Genomic DNA, 21,281 nt, shown 5'->3' on the forward strand with positions numbered 1-21,281 from the left:
AACAATGAAAAAACTGATCTATATACTGGTAACCTGCTTTATAGCAATGAGCTTTGTCGCCCATGCGCAGCAAACTACCGATGCCATGTACAGGAAAACGCTGAAGGAGGTGCTTGATGAAGTGCAGGACAAATACCATGTAAAGATCAAATACACTGCCGCCCAGGTTGATGGTAAATGGGTTAACTACGCGCAATGGCGTTTCAGGCCCAATGTGGATACCACGCTGGCCAATATCCTTACCCCGCTCGATCTGAAAGTGAATAAAGAGGCTCCCGGCAGGTATAAGCTCAAAGAATATGAATACTTCCGCTGGGCGATAAGCGACGGCTGGAAAGAGCTTGACAGGATAGCCGCCCAGTACCACGATCGTGATACCTGGGAACAACGCAAGGCCATACTAAAGCCCGAGCTTTACAAAGCTTTGGAATTATCACCTTTGCCTGCCAAGCCTGCATCAAAACCAATCATTACCTCTAAAAGAACCTTTGATGGTTATACGGTTGAGAATATCGCTATTGAAATACTGCCGGGCTTGTACATCAATGGTTCGCTGTACAAACCGTTAAAAATTAAGGGTAAAATACCGGTGATACTGAGTCCTGACGGACACTGGGAGCATCAGCGTTACCGTGCCGATTGCCAGATCCGTTGTGCGTCGCTGGCGCGGATGGGGGCGATGGCCTACAGTTATGATCTTTTTGCCTGGGGCGAATCCTTGCTGCAATTTAAAGACGAAGATCATCGCCGTAGTCTGGCACAAACCATTCAGGCACTTGGCGCTATCCGGATATTGGATTATGTGCTTTCACTTAAAGAAACCGACTCTGAACGGGTAGGCATCAGCGGCGGTTCGGGTGGCGGCAGTCATACCGTTTTAATGACAGCCCTGGATGACCGGATCAAATTGAGCGCCCCGGTGGTGTCGGTGTCATCTTATTTTTATGGGGGATGCCCTTGCGAAAGCGGCATGCCTATCCATCAATGCGGCAACGGAACCGATAATGTAGAACTGGCCGCTATGGCAGCGCCAAGACCTCAATTGCTGATCTCGGACGGGCAGGACTGGACAGCCAATATGCCTGAACATGATTTTCCATACCTCCAAAAAATGTACGGTTATTACGGCGTTGCAGATAAAGTAGAGAATGTACACCTGCCCAACGAAGGGCATGATTTCGGGCCATCAAAAAGGGCAGCGTTGTATGCTTTCGTAGCTAAAAACTTCCGGTTAGATCTTAATAAGATCAAAGACGGCAGCGGCAATTTCGATGACAAAAAGGTCACAATACAAAAAGAACCTGCCATGTATGTATTTGGTGATAAAGGCGAAAACCTCCCGGCCAATGCCATAAAAGGATTTGATCAGTTAGAGAAAGTATTTGCGCAGTCAATAAAAAAATAAGATATGAAATACAGGTTGATATCAGGTTTTTGGATAGGGTTAATGGTTTGCGCCTTTGACTTGCCGTCGGTTGCTCAAACCACCTCAAAACAGCGTTATAAAGTTGCGGTGGTTGATTTGATGATCCTTAAACGGCAAAAGCCGGGTGCCTTTCAGTTGGCTAAAGACATCGGTGCTGATGGGGTTGAAGTTGATATGGGCGGCCTTGGCGACCGGGAAACTTTTGATAACCAACTGGCCAATGATTCGATCAGAAAAGTGTTTTTGAGCAAGGCGAAAGAGCTGAATCTCGAAATCCCATCTATAGGCATGACCGGCTTCTTCGCCCAATCATTTGCCGAACGGCCAACAGCAATTAAAGCCGTTACCGATGGTGTCAAGACCATGAAGCAAATGGGTGTTAAAGTTGGCTTTTTGCCTATGGGCGTAAAAGGCGACCTGGTGAAATTTCCTGAATTGCGACCGAATATAGTTTCCCGCCTGAAAGAGGTAGGCAAGATAGCCGAAAAAGCGGGTGTGGTAATTGGTATTGAAACGGCGTTAGATGCCAAGGGCGAGTTGCAGCTCTTGAAAGATATAGGCTCGCCGGCTATCAAAAGCTATTTCAATTTTGAAAACGCCATCAGGAACGGTCGCGATCTGGATAAGGAGTTGAAAATATTGGGTAAAACCAACATTATTCAAATCCATTGCACCAATGACGATGGCGTTTGGCTGCAAAATGATCCTAAAATCAACATGGAGCATGTAAAAGCCACTTTAGACAAAATGGGCTGGTCGGGTTGGTTGGTGATTGAACGATCGCGCGATGCAAAAGACCCGCATAACGTGAAGTGGAATTTCAGCGCGAACACCACCTATGTAAAATCAATTTTTCAGGCTAATTAATAAAACGTAAATGAGCATCCGCCGCATCATTGTTTTGGTATTTCTGTTAAATGTTATTTTGACAGGCAGCCTTTTTGCGGCCGAAATCTGGGTATCACCCCAGGGTTCAGATACCAACACCGGTACCCGAGAACAGCCGCTGGCCACCGTAGTCATGGCCATAAGGAAAGCCCGTGAACTGAGGCGCTTAAATGACGCGTCGGTAAAAGGCGGCATTTATATCAGGGTAGCTGCCGGAGTTTACTATTTAAATGAGCCGTTATTTATTCGCCCGGAAGATTCGGGTACTGCCGATAGCCCGACCGTTATTGAGGGCGAGGGCATTGGTAAAGCTATTTTAAGCGGCGGTATCAAAGTAAATGGTTGGCATAAAGTAAACAACAAAATCCCCGGCTTGCCTGCGGAAGCCAAAGGTAAAGTTTGGGTTGCCGATGGCCCCGTAATCGGCGATGAGCCAGTGCAATTCAGGCAGCTTTGGGTGAACAACGAAAAGGCTGTTCGTGCCCGGGATACCGAAGCGCCATTGATGAACCGCATCCTTTCCTGGGATCATAAAACTCAGACTTGCGTAATTCCATGGTCGGCTTCGGTAGATACCTCTCATCTCAAGGGGATGGATATGTTTATTCACCAGTGGTGGGCCATTGCCATTTTACGGGTTAAGGCTGTTAAAGCGATGGGTGATAGCGCCCGCTTATCATTTTATCAGCCCGAAAGCCGTATCCAGTCAGAGCACCCCTGGCCCGCGCCCTGGATCTCCAAAAAAACAGGTAATTCAGCTTTTTATCTCAGCAATGCTATCAGCTTTTTAAATAAGCCCGGCGAATGGTACCATGACCGCAGGACTAACAAAATTTACTACATCTCCCGCAAGGGAGAAGATCTGCAAACGGCCACGGCAACAGTCCCTCAATTGGAAACCCTGGTTAAAATGCAGGGGACTATTGATAACCCGGTTAATTACGTCAGCTTTAAAAATCTCAGTTTTGAACATAGTAGCTGGCTTCGCCCTTCAAAAGAAGGCTTGGTACCGCACCAGGCGGGAATGTATATGCTGGACGCCTACAAGCTGAAGATCCCCGGAACACCGGATAAGAAAGGACTGGAAAACCAGGCATGGGTAGGCCGGCCAAAGGCTGCCGTGGAGGTGGCTTACGCTTCGCATATCAACTTCGATGGTTGTGGTTTTGAACACATGGCCTCAACCGGCTTAGATTTTCAGCGTGGCACACATAATAATGTGGTTAAAGGCAGTCTCTTTAAAGATATTGGCGGTACGGCGGTACTTGACGGCGTATATTCTGACGAAGCACAGGAAGTGCATTTGCCCTATAACCCAGGCGATAAACGGGAGATCTGCACCTATGATACCGTCACCAACAATTTAATCACCGACGCTACCAACGAAGATTGGGGCTGTGTGGGCATTGGCGCGGGTTATGTTAAAGGCATCAGCATAACCCACAACGAGGTTTGCGACATAAACTATACCGGCATAAGCATGGGCTGGGGCTGGACCAAAACCGTTAACGCCATGAGTGATAATCGCATCGCGGCTAATAAAATTCATCACTACGCCCGCAATATGTATGATGTGGCGGCTATCTATACGCTATCTGCGCAGCCCGGTTCGGTTATCAGTGATAACTATGTGGATAGCATTTATAAAGCCCCTTACGCGCATGATCCGCAGCATTGGTTTTACCTGTACACTGATGAGGGATCGTCATACATCACCCTAAAAAATAACTGGTGCCCGGCAGATAAATTTTTGAAAAATGCCAATGGCCCCGGCAATGTCTGGGAAAATAATGGTCCGCAGGTTGATGCTGCCATAAAGAATGCCGCGGGGCTGGAAGTACCTTATAGATATCTGCTTAAATACAAATCGATAAACAGGGACAATTGGCCCATTAATTATAAAACAGAATGAGGCAGTTGAGAAAATATTTATTGTTCACGATGTCCTTTGGAGCTTGCCTTACATCGATTTTAAGCGCTTGTGATCTTCCTCTTCCCAAAAAGGCCAGCCAACCAAAGGCTGTAGTTAAGGTAAAACCACGCTTGATTGTGCGCCCGGCTGTTATTGAAATTATTACACATGATAAGGCCCACTTTGACTATGACGGGTTGTTCGATATCGGCAAAAGTGTAGACGGTGATATTGACGACATTCGCCAATGGAAAAATCATTTTACCATTTACCTCCACATCCCAAATCCCGAAAGTGTACTTAAGGAAATAAAGAAATCATATCCGCAGGATTCGATCAAATACTACGAAAAACCTTTCTACGCATTTAACCGGAAAATGTGCGCGGATACCATTAGGGCCAAACAATGGGAAAATATAGTCATGACCGCTAACCTGGTTAACGATCCTAAGCTTCAGCAGGAATATTTAAACTACCATGCTACACAGTTTAAGAACTGGCCGGAGGTAGCAAAAGGCTTTTGCAATGCTAATTTTCAGCAACTGCTTGTGTTTAAAAACGGCAGGCAGTTAATGCTGGTCATCAGCATTCCCAAAGGAGAAACCCTGGACAAACTGAACCCTAAAACCACCGAAAATAACCCAAGAGTAAACGAATGGAACCGCCTGATGAAAAAATACCAGGAAGGTATCCCCGGTACAAAGCTGGGCGAGGTTTGGGTTGGATTTAAACCTGTTCATACTAACTAAAGCATCAGCAATAAGATATAACATGAAAATAGGAATATTAGGATTAGGCGAAGGGCGCAGCACCATGTCGGCAGTATTAAAAAGCGAAAAGCTTGAACTGAAAATGGTATGCGATATGAATATTGAAATGTGTAAACACCGTGCGGAGGAGTTTAACTTTCATAACTATACCACCAATTACCAGGACATGCTCAACGATGCCGAAATAGAAATCATTGCCATTTATACGCCCGATCATTTACATGCCGAGCACGTTAAACAGGCTTTACTGCATGGCAAACACGTGGTATGTACCAAGCCATTTATTGATGATTTAAGGAAAGCCGCCGAGCTGCTTGAACTGGTTGAGCAAAGCGGCAAAAAGGTATTTGTAGGTCAAAGCTCACGATTTTTTGAACCTATGAAAAAGCAGCGTAAAGATTATGAGGCAGGTTTGATAGGGGATTTGATAACTGTTGAAGCTTACTACCATGCAGATCACCGCTGGTTTTTAGAGAAACCATGGTCGTTACAACAGGCTTTTAAATGGCTATACGGCGGCTTGAGTCACCCGGTTGATTTTATCCGCTGGTATCTGCCGGAGATTGAAGAGGTGATGGGATACGGTATGCTAAGCGCTAATGGCGCCAAAGGCGGTTTAAAGAATCCCGACACGATGCACTTTATATTCAAAGCAAAGGATGGCCGTATTGCACGTGTGAGCGGTTGTTATACCGGGCCGGTACAACCCGTAACCCGCGATAGTGAAATGAGCTGCATTTTACGTGGCACCGAAGGCTGTAGCCAAGGGGATTACATGGATTTACGCTATGCCATCACCGATAATACCGGCGAAGAACGCATCATCACCTGGGAGCACAAGCTTAAACACTACTTCCGGTTTGAGGGCAAAAGCCACCACGCCGGCGAATACCAAAACTACCTCGAATACTTTGCCGATAGCATTACCGAAGGCTACACCGCTTATCCGGATATTAAAGAAGGTATCGGCACCATCGCCCTGCTTCAGGCCATGGATAGGTCGTTACAAACTGGCAAACCCGTAAAGGTTGATGAGATCCTGACCGAATTTAATTTAACCGTAAACGAGCTAAGCGCATGATATTGGGCATGAGCAATATCGTATCGCGCCTTACGCTGTTGGATTACTCGGTGGTTGCGTTGTACCTGGTTGTTTTAATGGTAATCGGCTTCCGCGCCAGCTTTAGTAATAAGAACAAAACGGATGAGACGCTTTTTTTGGCCAATAAATCATTGGGATGGGCAAGTATAGGTTTTAATATGTGGGGCACCAATGTGGGGCCGTCCATGTTGCTGGCTTTTGCAAGCATTGGTTACAGCACAGGTATAGTGGCCGTCAATTTCGATTGGTATGCCTTTGTTTTTCTGATGCTGCTGGCCCTGGTATTCGCGCCTAAATACATCGCCGCCAAAGTATCAACCATGCCCGAGTTTATGGGTAACAGGTACGGCGATTCCACCCGTAATATCCTGGCCTGGTACGCACTCATCAAAATGCTGATCTCCTGGCTTTCATTAGGCCTGTTTGCAGGTGGCTTTTTAGTGAGGCAGATATTGGGTATCCCCATGTGGCAATCGGTTATTGTGCTGGTATCTTTCGCGGGCTTATTCGCGTTTACCGGCGGCTTAAAGGCTATTGCCAAAGTAAATGTTTTCCAAATGTTGCTGCTCATCGGCGTATCATTAACGCTGACTGTTTTAGGCGTAAACAAAGCCGGAGGCTTATCAGCCGTATTTCATCACACACCCGCGAACTACTGGAACCTTATCCATCCGGCAAGTGATGTTAAATACCCATGGTATGCTATTTTGCTGGGTTACCCGGTGTCGGCTGTGGCTTTTTTCTGTACAGATCAGGCCATGGTACAATCGGTATTGGGTGCTAAAAACCTGGAGCAGGGGCAGCTTGGCGTTAACTTTATTGGCTGGCTTAAAATATTATCGCTGCCGCTGTTTATCCTAACGGGTATCCTGTGTTTTATCCTTTTTCCGCATCTGAGCGATCCTGCTTTAGCCTACATGACCATGGTTACTAATCTTTTTCCGCCTGGGATGAACGGACTGGTTATTGTAGTGTTGATAGCGGTTTTGGTGGGTACCATTGGCTCATCGCTCAACTCGCTGAGCACCGTGTTTACCATGGATATTTACGCTGAAAAAATTAACCCAAACGCCACCAATAAAGATCTTATCCGTGTGGGGCGTTACACCGTAATTGGCGGCTGCGTGTTTGCCATAGGTATGGCGCTGGCTATTGACAGCATTAAAGGCCTCAATTTGTTTGATGTATTTCAATCCGTATTGGGTTTCATCGCTCCGCCCTTGGCTGTGGTTTTCCTGCTTACAGTTTATTGGAAACGCACTACCCGCAAGGCGGTGAATATCATTCTTTCGGCGGGTTCGGTTTTTAGTTTGGGTACCGGGGTAGTTTACCTGTGGGTATTACCACCCGATAAGTACAGCTTTTGGCCGCATTACCTGATGTTGTCGTTTTTCATATTTGTTTCTCTGGCGGTATCGGCTGTGCTTATCTCATTGCTTGATAAGACACCCGCGGTGTATGTTGCCGAACAATCCGAAATCGAAAATACTGCAAAACCTACCCGGCGTGTGAAAATAGCCTGGCTGCTGCTTACGGTAGTCATGATCGCCTTATACCTCATTTTTAACGGACATTAATCTATGCATAAAATAGCTACCCATATAAAATTTAATAAGCATTACGTATTTATAATGCTGCTAAGCTTTATGTTTTGTACTGATATCGCCAAAGCGCAAAAAGCTACCTGGATCTGGTATCCCGGCGATTACGAGGTATGGCTGAGCAACCGGATGCAAAACCGTCGTACCGAGCGGGGCGCTTTCTTTCCGCCGTTCTGGAAACTCGACAGCCATTATCTACTGGTTGATTTTCATAAGGATTTTACGCTTACAAACCCCGAAACGGTTGAACTGGCCGTTGAGGGCCAATACAATGTAAAGCTTGATGGCAAGGCTTTGGCAGGTTACCCAAAAAATATTCATGTGCCGGCTGGCAGGCACAGGCTTAGTCTCAAAGTCTATAACCAGGCCGCTGCTCCCGCCATATTTGTTAAGGGGCGGCAACTGGTGTCAGATACCTCATGGCTGGTAACTTATGAGGATAAGGAATGGATTGACGAATCGGGGAAAACTTCAGATGTATCGGCCACAAAATATGTAAATGCCGGTAACTGGAATTTTGATTCGGCTGACAAATTACCCTCTGCATTTCATTTGCCCACAGAAGAACATAAACCTGAAAAAACGGAACGGAAGGAACACTCTATTTTAGTTGATTTTGGTAAGGAAACCTTTGGTTACGCTAAGCTTATCGGCTTAAAAGGTAAAGGCAATGTTAAATTCTGTTACGGGGAATCAAGGGAAGAAGCTTTATCCTTAACCAATTGTGAACTGTTGGATAGTGTTTACATCGATCAGCCTCAGAAAGCCGATTATACCATGGAAGGTTCCCGTGCTTTCCGTTACATCAATATATTGTTTGATGCTAATGTAAGCGCCGATGATGTTTCCATGCTTTACGAGTATTCGCCGATTGAGCAGCGGGGCAGCTTCAAATGTTCGGACGAGCTGATCAACAAGATCTGGGATGTTTCGGCCTATACCCTGCACCTGAACACCCGCGAGTTTTTTATCGATGGTATAAAACGCGACAGGTGGATCTGGTCGGGCGATGCTTACCAAAGTTATCTGATGAATTATTACCTGTATTTTGATTCGCCAACGGTAACCAGAACATTGTATGCCCTCCGCGGTAAAGACCCGGTAACCAGCCATATCAACACCATTATGGATTATACCTTTTACTGGTTCATGGGTATTTATGATTACTACCAATACACCGGCGATAAAAGCTTCATTAAACAAATGTATCCCCGCATGCAAAGCCTGATGAGCTATTGCCTGCAACGCCGCGATAAAAATGGCCTCATGGAAGGCTTACCCGGCGATTGGGTATTTATTGACTGGGCCGATAAACTCAGCAAAAAAGGAGATGTAAGCTTTGAGCAATTACTGCTCTGCCGCAGCCTGGAAACCATGGCTTTATGCGCCAATGTTATGGATGATAAAACAGGTAACGATCAATACCAAAAACTGTCGGCAGATCTGAAATCAAAGATCTTCTCCCTGTACTGGAACAGTGATAAGCATGCTTTTGTACACAGCCTGGTTGATGGTAAGCAAAGCGATAATGTTACCCGCTATACTAATATGTTTTCGATATTTTTCAATTATCTGAATCCCGGCCAGCAGCAGGAAATAAAAAAATACGTACTGCTGAATGATAATATCCAAAAGATAACTACGCCCTACATGCGCTTTTATGAACTGGAAGCGCTTTGCGCCATGGGCGAGCAAAGTTATGTGCTTAAAGAAATGAAGGACTACTGGGGTGGCATGCTCAACCTCGGCGCTACCTCTTTTTGGGAAGAATACAATCCCGCCAAAACCGGCGCCGACCGCTACGCTATGTATGGGCGCCCATTTGGTAAAAGCCTGTGCCATGCCTGGGGTGCAAGCCCGATCTACCTGCTGGGTAAATATTATCTGGGTGTAAAGCCAACAGCACCGGGTTATCAGCAATATTTAATTGAGCCGCAATTAGGTGACCTACAGTGGATGGAAGGTAGTGTACCAACTGCTAATGGGGATATCAAAGTATCGTGCAGTACTAAACAAATTAAAGTAAGCAGTAATACCGGGACTGGACTATTACGCTTTATAAGTACATCTAAACCGGTTTGCAGAGAGGGAGAATTAACCGCAAAAGCTAACGGTACCTATGAACTTACCATCCAAAAGCAAAAACAATACACCATAAACTATAGCGCAAAAAAATGATGAAACGGCTCATAAATATCCTGCTTTTAACAGCATTTTCATCAACAGGGCTTTACGCGCAGCTGGTTGATAAAACACCCGCTGCCATACCCAACGCGCCAACGGTTTATGATGCCGAACCCTGGGAAAACCCTTTGGTTGATGGTATAAACCGGGATGCCGCACGTGCTACAGCCTATTCATATAGCAATATTAAAGATGCACTGGCGGGTGACAGGGAAAAATCGGGCAGAATGTTATCCCTGAATGGCTACTGGGATTTTAGCTACGCCGCAAAACCGGCCGACGCACCTAAAGATTTTTATAAAAGCAGGGTAAGTGGCTGGAAGAAGATCATTGTACCCTCAAGTATTGAAATGCAGGGCTATGATAAGCCTATTTATAAAAGTGCGGTTTATCCGTTCCGACCGGTCAACCCGCCTCATGTACCGCAGGATTATAATGGCGTTGGCAGTTACCAGCGTACGTTCACTTTGCCTGCCAACTGGAAGGATCTGAACATCACCCTGCATTTCGGCGGTGTAAGTTCGGGTTTTAAGGTTTGGCTCAATGGCAAGTTTTTAGGTTATGGCGAGGATAGCTTTTTGCCTTCTGAATTTAACATTACGCCATACCTGCAAGCAGGTGAAAATGTAATATCGGTACAGTTGATCCGATGGAGCGATGGTTATTTCCTGGAAGACCAGGATCAGTGGCGCATGAGCGGTATCCACCGGGAAGTAATGCTGTTAGCCGAGCCTAAATTACGCATAGCCGATTTTCAATGGCAGGCAAAACTGGATAAGCAATACAAAGACGCCGTTTTCAGTATCCGCCCGCGGATTGAAAACCTGACGGGCAAAGCTGTTCCCGGTTATAAAATTGAAGCAAGGCTTTTCGATAGAAATAATAAAGAAGTATTGCAGAAACCTTTGGAGCGAAGTGTGGAAAGCATCATCAATGAGATCTATCCCCGGTTGGATAACGTGAAATTCGGTTTGCTGGAAACCACGCTGAAAAACCCGGAGAAATGGAGCGATGAAAAGCCAAACCTGTATACGCTTACTTTATCCCTGGTTGATAGTACGGGCCAAACCCTGGAGGTTAAAAGCTGCAAGGTGGGTATCCGGAGCATCGAGTTTAGTAAAGAAGACAGCAAGCTCCTCATCAACGGAAAAGTAACCTACCTGTACGGTGTAAACCGGCCAGATCACGATCCGGTAAAAGGAAAGGCATTATCGCGCGAGGATATCCTGAATGATGTGCGCACCATCAAACGTTTCAATTTTAATTGTATCCGCACCAGCCATTACCCAATGGATCCGTACCTGTATGATCTGTGCGACGAATATGGCATATTGGTTATAGACGAAGCTAACCTGGAAACTCACGGTTTGGGATCAAAGCTAAGCAACGACCCCATGTGGACCGGCGCTTATCTTGACAGGGCAACGCGCATGGTGATGCGTGATAAAAACCACCCAAGTGTAATCATCTGGAGTTTGGGAAACGAGGCCGGTCGCGGGCCAAACCATGCGGCAATGGCCGGTTGGATCCATGATTTTGATATCACCCGTCCGGTTCATTATGAACCGGCCCAGGGCACGCCGCAGGCCGAAGGTTATATCGATCCAACCGATCCGCGTTACCCTAAAACCAATGATCACTCGCACAGGTTGCAGAACCCAATCGACCAGCCTTATGTGGATATTGTAAGCCGGATGTATCCTGGCATTTATACCGCGCCTTTGCTGGCTAACCAGAAAAATGGCGATAACCGCCCGATATTTTTTGTGGAGTACTCGCATGCGATGGGTAATTCCAACGGAAACCTAAAAGAGTTTTGGGATCAGTGGAGATCGACAAAACGGGTTATTGGTGGGGCCATCTGGGAGTTTAAAGACCAGGGTTTGTTGAAATATGATTCAACCGGAAAGGCGTATTATGCCTATGGCGGTGATTACGGCGAACGCTATTTTGATAATTTCACCATTAAAGGCATCGTAGCATCCGATGGGCGACCAAAGCCTGCCATTTACGAATGTAAGCACGTTTTTCAGCCGGCAGTTTGTGAATTGGTTGACGCTGATAAGGCAACTATCCACATCAAAAACTGGCATAGCGTAGCTTCGCTGGCTGATTACGATGTTACCCTGCAGTTGAGGGAAGACGGCAATATCATCCTAAAAAAACAAATTCCCCATATCAACCTTGCAGCCGGGCGTGATACAACCATCAGCATTAAACAATACCTGCCAAATTTAAAAGCAAACCATGAATACATGGCCGATATTCACTTTACCCTTGCCGAAGATAAGCCGTGGGCAGGTAAAGGGTACGAAATAGCAAGCGACCAGTTTCAGCTAACCAAGCCGAAAACATTAGCCGCAAACGCTAATGATAAGCGTTATCCTGAAACCAAATTATCTGAAGATGATAAGGCTTATCATATCAGTGGAAAGGATTTTGAGATAGGCATCAGCAAAGAAAATGGTGCTTTAACCTCGTACCTGTACAAAGGCGCTCAGCAGGTGTTCGCCCCTTTATTGCCACATTTTACCCGACCGGTTACCGATAATGATCGTCGTGGCTGGAAAATGGAAAAGAAACTGGCGGCATGGTTTAAGGCTGTGCCGATACTGAAAAAGATCTCAGGCCAAAAAGCCGGAGATGGTTCGGTAGTGGTTACAAGTGTTTATTCTATGGTTAACGATAGTGCCTCGGTACAAGTAAGTTATACCATTCGCGGTAATGGCTTGCTGAATGTTGCTTATGATTTTGACGCTAAACCGGGCTTGCCAAACCTTCCTAAAGTTGGCATGCAAATGGGGATTGCACAGGCCGATAGTAATATCAGTTATTATGGCCGGGGGCCTTTTGAAAACTATATCGACAGGCGTACCGGCTCAGAAGCGGGCATCTATTCACAATCCATCAGTCAGTTTATGGAACCCTATGTTGTGCCCCAGGAAAATGGCAACCGCACGGATGTACGCTGGATGCTGCTACACCATAAAACGGGCGGTTTGCTGATAACTGCCGATAGCCTGCTGAGCATGAGTGCCTGGCCCTATACCGAAGAGAATATTCAAAAAGCAAAGCACACCAATAAGCTAATGGATGCAGGATTTATTACGTTGAATATCGACCTGATGCAAATGGGCGTAGGCGGTAACGATAGCTGGTCGGAAGTGGCCGAGCCTTTGGAGCAATACCGCATTCCTGCCAAAAAGTATCAATACAGTTTTCGCCTGAAACCATATGAGGGTAAACCTGAGGCGGCAGGAAACGCGGCATATCAGATAAAATTTAACAGGAAGCCATGAGAAAATACGTTTTCACAATTTGCCTTTGCTGCCTGTTTTTACCGGGGATAGCTCAGCAGCGAAAAGCATCAACCTCCGAGGATGGTTTGAAGCAGGCCTTTTTGCACCCGCCCGAATCGGCAAAGCCCTGGGTATTTTGGTATTGGATGCAAGGCGCTGTAAGCCGTGAAGGGATCACCGCCGATTTGCAGGCCATGAAACAGGCGGGCATTGCTGGGGCATATTTAATGCCCATTAAGGGGCCTGCTAATCCGCCATTTATTACCCCATCAATCAATCAGCTAAGCCCGGAGTGGTGGGCGATGGTAAAGTTTACCATGCAGGAAGCCGACAGAATGGGCTTAAAACTGGCTATGCACGATAGCGATGGTTTTGCATTGGCGGGTGGCCCATGGATAACCCCGGAGCTTTCCATGCAAAAAGTAGTATGGTCAAAAGTTGAGCTTGAAGGTGGCAAAGTTTATCACGATACATTGCCTGTCCCTAAGCACTATAAAAACTATTATAAAGATATCGAGATACTGGCCTATCCGTCGCTCCAGGGCGAGGGGATAAGCAGTTATGATGAGCATCCGAAGGTAAGCACCAGTGTAGCGAATACGGACGTGCAATATCTTGCAGAAAAAGGAAATACCAAAAGTTTTACAAGCAACGAGCAATGTTGGCTGCAGCTTGAATTTGAAAAGCCTTTTACCTGCCGCTCGCTCATTATCCATACTTCGGCAAGTAATTACCAGTCGCAACGGTTGTTGCTTGAGATAAGTGATGACGGTAAAAATTATCGTTCGATAGGTAGGTTGGAGCCGCCACGCCATGGCTGGCAGGATGGGGATGCTGAGATCACAAACTCCATCGCTCCGACGACTGCCAGATATTTCAGGTTCACCTACGATAAAGAAGGTTCGGAACCCGGAGCAGAAGACCTTGACTTTGCCAAATGGAAACCAACTTTAAAATTATCGGGCATTGAATTATTAGGCGAACCGCGCATTCATCAGTATGAAAGCAAAACCGGTGAGGTTTGGCGTTTGAGCAAGCAAACTACAAATGCCCAATTACCGGCTAACCTTTGTGTAGATAAAAGCAAGATCATTAACCTTACCGATAAATTAGGAGCAGACGGCAAACTGAATTGGCAGGTGCCTGCGGGTAATTGGACAATTATCCGTATCGGACATACTTCTACCGGGCATACCAATGCTACCGGCGGTGGCGGTATTGGTTTGGAGTGCGATAAGTTTAATCCCGAAGCCGCCAAAATACAGTTTGATAACTGGTTTGGAGAGGCCGTGAAGCAGGCGGGGCCGGAGTTGGCAAAGCGTGTACTGAAAATCTTTCATGTGGATAGCTGGGAATGCGGAAGCCAAAACTGGTCGCCGGTATTTGCTGCCAAATTTCAGAAGCGACGCGGGTATGACCTGCTGCCGTATCTGCCTTTAATGGCCGGCGTGCCGATGGAAAGCGCGGAAAAATCCGAAAAAGTATTGGCCGATGTAAGGCAAACCATAGCCGAATTACTGGTAGATAATTTCTACGGTACAATGGCCAAGCTGGCGCATGAAAAAGGCTGCACGTTCACCGCCGAAAGCATGGCACCAACCATGATGAGCGATGGCATGCTGCATTACCAAAAGGCCGATATCCCGATGGGCGAGTTCTGGTTCCGGAGTCCTACGCATGATAAGCCCAATGATATGCTGGATGCCATATCGGGCGGGCACATCTATGGTAAAAATATTATCCAGGCTGAGGCTTTTACCGAACTGCGGTTATTATGGGACGAACATCCCGGTATGCTCAAAACCACTGCCGACCGCAATTTTGCCCTCGGCATCAACCGTTATGTTTTTCATGTAAACGTACATAACCCATGGCTTGACCGTAAGCCCGGTATGACGCTGGATGGTATAGGCCTGTTTTTCCAGCGCGACCAAACTTGGTGGCAACCCGGTAAAGCCTGGTTTGATTATATCAGTCGCTGCCAGGCCATGTTACAGCAGGGACACCCGGTGGCCGATATCGCTGTTTTTACCGGCGAAGAAACACCGCGCCGTGCTATTTTGCCCGACAGGTTGCTTACTACTTTGCCTGGAATCTTCGGTGTGGAACGGGTAAGGCAAGAAACTGAACGCCTGGCCAACAAAGGTGTGCCCATCATTAATTCAATTGAAGATGCGAGCCACTCGGCTAATATGGCGTTACCCGAAAACTGGATAGACCCGCTGAGAGGATATGCCTACGATTCCTTCAATAAAGACGCGCTGCTGCGTTTAGCTACGGTAAAAAACGGCAGGATCATTTTGCCCGGTGGTGCAAGCTATGCCATGCTGGTGATTCCCGGGGTAAGCCCGATGTCGCCTCAGCCCTGGCAATTATCGGCAGAGGTCGTTAAAAAGCTTCAGCAACTGGTTAATGAAGGTGCTACCATTCTATTGGGCGATGAGCGGATGAAAGCTGTTTTGAAAGATAAAGTACTCATCGGCCCTTACCAAAAAGAAACATTTGATGAATTAGGTCTACCCCGTGATTTGACCGCGACAGACTCCGTTAATCAGCCCGCAAAGGATTTGGCTTGGACACATCGGAGCTCAGCTAATCTTGATATCTATTTTATTTCCAATCAGCAGGCTTTAAATCGTACAATTGATTTATCGTTGAGGGCGGCAGGCCGTACCCCTGAACTTTGGGATCCTTTAACCGGTGAGATCAGGCAATTGCATACAACCAGTAAATCACCCCGTACAAATATTAAGCTTGAGTTGGCCGCCAACGGCTCTGCCTTTATCATTTTCAGAAATTCCTCTTCTAAGGCAAAAATCAAGGATAATAAATCTGCTCATTTTAAAACGATACAAACTTTTACAAACTGGCAGGTACAGTTCGATCCTAAATATGGAGGCCCTGCGAAACCTGTAATATTCGATCAGCCTGAAGACTGGTCGCGCTATGCCAATGATAGCATAAAGTATTATTCAGGAACGGCGGTTTACAGTCACACGTTTCAGTTTACCGGAAAAGCAGGGGTCAAAACATATCTTGACCTGGAAAATGTCGCTAACATAGCCGAAGTGTATGTAAACGGTATCAATTGCGGCACGGCCTGGACATATCCTTACCAGGTAGACATCAGTAAAGCCATTAAGCATGGTGAAAATAAGCTGGTAATCAAAGTAACCAACACCTGGGCAAACCGCCTGATGGGCGATCATGCCCTGTCCGAAAATAAACGTATTACATGGACAAACGCGCCTTACCGGTTGGAAGGTCGCCCGCTTTTACCGGCCGGCTTGCTGAGCCCGGTGAAATTGCTCATTGATATCCCTTAATGATATGAAAAGAACTTTTAAATATATTGGAGTTGCACTGTTGTTAAGCTGCGCGTTAAAACTATCGGCCCAAAACAAATCCCTTGTAAATACAAGTAAAAGCAGTTACGCAAAACTCAGCAGCCTTGATATGGGCGCAGTACAGTGGACAGGCGGCTTCTGGGCCGACAGGTTTAAGGTTTGCCGCGATACCATGATCCCCAACCTGTGGCGCGTTTATACCGATCCGAAGATCAGTCATGCCTACCGCAATTTTGAGATAGCCGCGGGACTGGATACCGGATCGCATGAGGGACCGCCATTTAATGACGGTGATTTTTATAAACTGTTTGAGGCGGTAGCCAGCATGTACGCCTCCACGCATGATCCCAAATTGGATGCGTTGATGGATAAAACCATAGCTGTCATCGCCAAAGCCCAACGCGCTGATGGCTATATCCACACGCCAACCCTTATTGAAGAACGCAAGAACAGCGGTAAGGAAAAGGCTTTTAACGATCGTCTTAATTTTGAAACCTATAACCTTGGTCACCTCATGACAGCGGCCTGTGTTCATTACCGGGTTACGGGTAAAACTACCTTGTTGAAAGTAGCTATCAAGGCAACCGATTACCTTTATAAGTTTTATAAAACAGCTTCTCCCGAGCTGGCACGGAATGCCATTTGCCCCTCGCATTACATGGGGGTAGTCGAAATGTACCGAACCACCCGCGATCCGAAATATCTTGAACTGGCTAAAAATCTGATCGATATCCGGGGATTGATGAAGGATGGTACCGACGATAACCAGGACAGAACACCTTTCCGCCAGCAAACACAGGCTACGGGTCACGCGGTCCGTGCCAATTACCTGTTCGCGGGCGCTGCCGATGTTTATGCCGAAACCGGCGATACCTCTCTAATGCACACCTTAAACCTGATGTGGAACGATGTAGTGAACCGTAAAATGTACATCACCGGTGGCTGTGGCGCGTTGTATGACGGAGTTTCGCCCGACGGCACTTCTTATAACCCTAACGAGGTACAAAAGGTACATCAGGCATACGGGCGTGATTATCAATTACCGAGCTTTACAGCCCACAATGAAACCTGCGCCAACATTGGCAATGTGCTCTGGAACTGGCGCATGCTGCAGATAACCGGCGAGGCCAAATATGCCGATGTGATGGAACTGGCGCTATACAACAGTGTACTTTCGGGTATCAGTCTTAATGGGCGTAATTTTTTGTATACCAACCCGTTGGCTTATTCGGATAGTTTGCCGTTTAAACAGCGCTGGTCCAAAGATAGGGTTGGCTACATTAAACTTTCCAACTGCTGTCCGCCAAATGTAGTGCGTACCATTGCCGAGGTGAGCGATTATGCCTACAGCGTATCGGATAAAGGGCTTTGGTTTAACCTATACGGCAGCAATACCATAACCGCAAAACTGAAAGATGGTACGCCGGTAAAACTAACACAAACCACCAATTACCCATGGGATGGCAAGATCCGCATCCGGTTTGATGAAGTGCCGGGCAATAAAGCGTTCTCCGTCTTTTTGAGGATCCCGGGATGGTGTAAGGGCGCAAGTATAAAGCTTGCTGGTCAGCCGGTACCACAACTGGATACTACGCCTGGGACCTATACTCAAATTAACGCCGTTTGGGAAAAAGGAATGACTATTGATCTTGATCTGCCTATGCCGGTTACCCTGATGGAAGCCAACCCGCTGGTTGAGGAAACCCGCAACCAGGTAGCGGTAAAACGTGGCCCAGTGGTTTATTGCCTGGAATCGGCCGATTTGGGTAAGGGGCAAAAGGTTTTCAATGTAGCGCTATCTGCCAATAATCAACTTAAACCTGAATTGATCAAGATAGATAACAGCGAGATCGTGAGCCTTGTTGGTAAAGCCGACCTACGTGATGAAAACAATTGGAGTAATCAGCTATATAAACAGGTATCTGCACCAAAGCAAAATGCTGTCGATATCAGGCTGATTCCATACTACGCATGGGGTAACCGTGGGCATGTGGATATGGAGACCTGGATGCCGCTGGACAGGTAGTTTCGAGGCGAAAGGTTAAAGGCAAAAGGTTGCAATAAAAATGCACAGGTCGCTGCTCGGCTCAAGCCGAGCGGCGGCGTGAGGCTGATATTTTTAATCAATCTTTAGTGTTACCCCTGTTGATTTTTAAATATTTGATTGTCAGTTATTTGCTTTGTGAGTATTCGAAAAGTGTTAACCCTGTTAACCCTCTACGCAGCCGCTTGGCCAGTGATGAGGTAAAAGGCAAAAGTTTGTAAAAAAAACGCGCCGCCGCTCGGCTCCAGCCGAGTGGCAACTATTATACGGCCTCTGGCCGCCGAAGCGCAAGGGTAAAAGCTATTTTAATCCAAGTTTAGTCGCGGCGGCCAGAGGCCGCCCTGATAATTGCCACTCGGCTGGAGCCAAGCGGCGGCGGAGATTTTGAGGAGCCTTTATTTATCTAACATCACCTCAATATCCTTCTTCCTTTCTTCCGGAAAAACTTTTAAATCAACAACTTTTCCATCCTTCAGTGTAGCTTCAACAGTGGTACTATAAGGCGCGTGAAGCTTAAAATGTACATCCCAATCCTTTGGCCAGGCGGGGAACAGCATGATCTTTTTGTCATCTACCTGCATCAGCATTTCCTGTAAGCCAATCATGCCTGAGCCTCCCCAATTGTGGTCGGGTGTCCAGTCAAAGCCCGGGCCCCAAAAAGCAGGGAAACGCCTGCCGGAATTTTTGAGCTTGAAGGTGGTTAGTTTAGCTGCCTCATCTGTCAGACCCAATCTGGCCGCAAAAATATTATCCTGTTTCCAGCCAATGCCGCTCCTGAATTTTGCTACAAGGGTGTCCAGTTTCCAGGTATTCAAAGCGGTATCCAATCCTGGTTTGCCTAAGCCAAATATGCCCCAGGGATATACCGGGTAAAACTGGGTGTTTTCTTCATTGTTAACCCGTTCCCATGATTTTGCCGGTGTCAGGATTTTATGCCCTTCAATCTCGCCAAACGTAATAGGAGGGATGCGCTTTAAAAAGCCTTCCAGTTTGCCGCGCTCTTCTTTGCTCAGGTAATTATCCGGTAAGGCCAGCATCCGTTTGGTGATGGTTTGCAGGGCGGCGATAGTCGAATTGGAGTTATAGGCCATCTTGAATGTCTCGGCAGATGAGCCGGGATATAGCACAAGTTGCCCGTTGCCATCAAGCGCTTTGGCACTGCGCTTGCGCGAAAGGTATTGGTAATGCTCATCAAAAAAAATGAGACAGCTTTCAATAAACGGAATGTATTGATGAATGTCATCGCCTTTGTAGCGTTCCGTTTCCAGCATCATGAGGCAAAATTCAAAAACGGTATCCCAGGTGTATTCCAACCAGGCGTTATACTCCAGCCCCTTGTCAAAATCGGCAGGGCGCTTCCAGGTATATTCGGCGCTATTGGGCAGACCGAAATTCTCTATCTGCTCAGTAAAGCAGGCACCGTTATGGCCCCAGTAAACCTTACTGCGTAGCTCGGCGTTTTTAAGGGAACGGAGGTAGAAATCGAACTCCGGTTTCATCATATCAATATCGCCACTTTTGAGCATCGGGAAATAAACCAGCCGCTGGTTTTGGGCCGTCATCAGGCCACCGCCCCAATTGCGGAAATCGGGTGTAAAAGCATATTGAGGGTTGATGAAAACGGGATCGTAGGTAAATAACCCGCCGTTAAATTTGGTGGGTGCTTGTCCGTAAGCGTTGCAGCCCAGCATATACCTGAAAAGCTGGTAGTTTTTACCGGTTTGCCAGGCTGTTGTATCATTGTCAGGTTTTGTCGGGTTGATATAGATGAAACTCCTGTCCCAGTATTGTTTCCACCAGTCGGCCGTTTTTTGCCAGGCGGTTTTTGTATTGGTTTCGGCTTCCTTAATTACTTTTTCGAGGCCTCGCCGCCATTCATTTACGGATGCGGTTTGCTGGGTATTGAGATAGATTTCGATATCCTGGTTAGTTGCCGGTTTAATGCTTTCCAGTTTCCAGCCCTCAAAATCAGTGTTGAGGTATTGCCCTTCGGTGTTCCCGGCTGCTTTCAGGTTTTTACCCTGCACCTGCCCGCCAAAGGTTAGATTTTTAAGCGGATTGTACATCTGATCCATAACCGCATCCATTCCTTGCTGCTTTACCGTAATATCAAATATGGTGGAATCGAGGTTGTGGTGATAGAACCGGATGGCATCGCCTTGAAACGCTATGTTATCCTTCAGCGTTTTTACATCATTACGCGGTGCGAATTTCCACGAGCCCTCATTTTTTTCGAGGCCTTTAACTTCCCTGTTACGGTAACGCCAGCTTTCAAAAATAACTTCAGTTTTAATAGCTTTATTGCTGCTGATATTAACATGGATCACCGGGCGGTTAACATCAACCCAAAGCTTTATTTCGGCTTTTAAATCTCCTTTTTTTCCGTTGATGAGTACCGAGCCATTTTGAAGTTTGAGTTCCTGTTTAAAATCATTGCCATCAAAAGGATTGGGCGATAGTTTAACCCTTATCCGACCAGGTTTAAGCATGGCATTATTTTCATCAAAAGTGCCGCTCCGGGCTATATAAAAAAGCAGTTCTCCTTTTTCAACCCAAACGTTTAGGCCGATATCGCCACCGCCGCATGGCATCGACTGGCCTGAATTTTGGCTTTGGCTGGTCCACACTTCATTGTATTGTTCGATGCCTTTATTTTGAGCTAACGCAATATTGCAGTACAGGAAGCAGAGCAGCAGGAGTTTTTTCAT

The 21,281-nt window shown here is 46.6% G+C and carries 11 protein-coding genes; 10 read left to right on the forward strand and 1 reads right to left on the reverse strand.

What is annotated here, in order from left to right:
* The first annotated feature begins 4 nt into the window (after positions 1–4).
* From DEO27_RS02240 to DEO27_RS02285, 10 genes are read left to right on the forward strand one after another with little or no spacing between them, the layout of a single operon-like run.
* Entirely contained in the window at positions 5–1,405 is a 1,401-nt protein-coding gene (locus DEO27_RS02240) for an acetylxylan esterase (protein WP_112569314.1), read from the forward strand.
* A gap of 3 nt (positions 1,406–1,408) precedes the next feature.
* Complete coding sequence (locus DEO27_RS02245; RefSeq protein WP_112569316.1) at positions 1,409–2,293, forward strand: sugar phosphate isomerase/epimerase family protein; 885 nt, start codon at positions 1,409–1,411, stop codon at positions 2,291–2,293.
* A gap of 10 nt (positions 2,294–2,303) precedes the next feature.
* The gene (locus tag DEO27_RS02250) at positions 2,304–4,226 is read left to right on the forward strand and encodes a hypothetical protein (RefSeq protein ID WP_223818137.1); all 1,923 of its coding nucleotides are present in this window, start codon (positions 2,304–2,306) and stop codon (positions 4,224–4,226) included.
* Positions 4,223–4,975, forward strand: a complete 753-nt coding sequence (locus DEO27_RS02255) for an L-rhamnose mutarotase (protein ID WP_223818138.1) — start codon at positions 4,223–4,225, stop codon at positions 4,973–4,975. Before DEO27_RS02250 ends, DEO27_RS02255 begins: the two co-directional genes overlap by 4 nt.
* 22 nt (positions 4,976–4,997) lie before the next feature.
* Complete coding sequence (locus DEO27_RS02260) at positions 4,998–6,077, forward strand: Gfo/Idh/MocA family protein (RefSeq protein ID WP_112569320.1); 1,080 nt, start codon at positions 4,998–5,000, stop codon at positions 6,075–6,077.
* An 8-nt stretch (positions 6,078–6,085) separates the two neighbouring features.
* Positions 6,086–7,675: a sodium:solute symporter family transporter gene (locus DEO27_RS02265; RefSeq protein WP_112570023.1), complete on the forward strand. Its 1,590-nt coding sequence runs from the start codon at positions 6,086–6,088 to the stop codon at positions 7,673–7,675.
* A 54-nt stretch (positions 7,676–7,729) separates the two neighbouring features.
* Positions 7,730–9,877 (forward strand): alpha-L-rhamnosidase C-terminal domain-containing protein, encoded by a 2,148-nt coding sequence (locus DEO27_RS02270; protein WP_223818139.1) that lies wholly within the window; start codon positions 7,730–7,732, stop codon positions 9,875–9,877.
* Positions 9,874–13,182 carry a glycoside hydrolase family 2 TIM barrel-domain containing protein gene (locus DEO27_RS02275; RefSeq protein WP_223818140.1) on the forward strand — a complete coding sequence of 1,103 codons (3,309 nt, stop codon included), beginning with the start codon at positions 9,874–9,876 and terminating at the stop codon, positions 13,180–13,182. Before DEO27_RS02270 ends, DEO27_RS02275 begins: the two co-directional genes overlap by 4 nt.
* The gene (locus tag DEO27_RS02280) at positions 13,179–16,508 is read left to right on the forward strand and encodes a glycosyl hydrolase (RefSeq protein WP_112569326.1); all 3,330 of its coding nucleotides are present in this window, start codon (positions 13,179–13,181) and stop codon (positions 16,506–16,508) included. Before DEO27_RS02275 ends, DEO27_RS02280 begins: the two co-directional genes overlap by 4 nt.
* A gap of 4 nt (positions 16,509–16,512) precedes the next feature.
* A complete protein-coding gene (locus DEO27_RS02285; RefSeq protein WP_112570025.1) occupies positions 16,513–18,555 on the forward strand; it encodes a glycoside hydrolase family 127 protein in 2,043 nt (680 codons plus the stop codon).
* A gap of 413 nt (positions 18,556–18,968) precedes the next feature.
* On the opposite strand, the gene DEO27_RS02290 is transcribed toward DEO27_RS02285, so the two are convergent.
* Entirely contained in the window at positions 18,969–21,281 is a 2,313-nt protein-coding gene (locus tag DEO27_RS02290) for a DUF5703 domain-containing protein (RefSeq protein WP_112569327.1), read from the reverse strand.

The sequence above is a fragment of the Mucilaginibacter rubeus genome (genome assembly GCF_003286415.2).
GTDB classification, from domain to species: Bacteria; Bacteroidota; Bacteroidia; order Sphingobacteriales; family Sphingobacteriaceae; genus Mucilaginibacter; species Mucilaginibacter rubeus_A.

Excerpts from the sequence above, each read along its gene's own strand:
- DEO27_RS02275 (WP_223818140.1), top strand. The coding sequence starts at position 9,874 with ATGATGAAACGGCTCATAAATATCCTGCTTTTAACAGCATTTTCATCA.
- DEO27_RS02265 (WP_112570023.1), top strand. The coding sequence starts at position 6,086 with ATGAGCAATATCGTATCGCGCCTTACGCTGTTGGATTACTCGGTGGTT.
- DEO27_RS02240 (WP_112569314.1), top strand. The coding sequence starts at position 5 with ATGAAAAAACTGATCTATATACTGGTAACCTGCTTTATAGCAATGAGC.
- DEO27_RS02270 (WP_223818139.1), top strand. The coding sequence starts at position 7,730 with ATGCTGCTAAGCTTTATGTTTTGTACTGATATCGCCAAAGCGCAAAAA.
- DEO27_RS02250 (WP_223818137.1), top strand. The coding sequence starts at position 2,304 with ATGAGCATCCGCCGCATCATTGTTTTGGTATTTCTGTTAAATGTTATT.
- DEO27_RS02290 (WP_112569327.1), bottom strand. The coding sequence starts at position 21,281 with ATGAAAAAACTCCTGCTGCTCTGCTTCCTGTACTGCAATATTGCGTTA.
- DEO27_RS02255 (WP_223818138.1), top strand. The coding sequence starts at position 4,223 with ATGAGGCAGTTGAGAAAATATTTATTGTTCACGATGTCCTTTGGAGCT.
- DEO27_RS02245 (WP_112569316.1), top strand. The coding sequence starts at position 1,409 with ATGAAATACAGGTTGATATCAGGTTTTTGGATAGGGTTAATGGTTTGC.
- DEO27_RS02285 (WP_112570025.1), top strand. The coding sequence starts at position 16,513 with ATGAAAAGAACTTTTAAATATATTGGAGTTGCACTGTTGTTAAGCTGC.
- DEO27_RS02280 (WP_112569326.1), top strand. The coding sequence starts at position 13,179 with ATGAGAAAATACGTTTTCACAATTTGCCTTTGCTGCCTGTTTTTACCG.
- DEO27_RS02260 (WP_112569320.1), top strand. The coding sequence starts at position 4,998 with ATGAAAATAGGAATATTAGGATTAGGCGAAGGGCGCAGCACCATGTCG.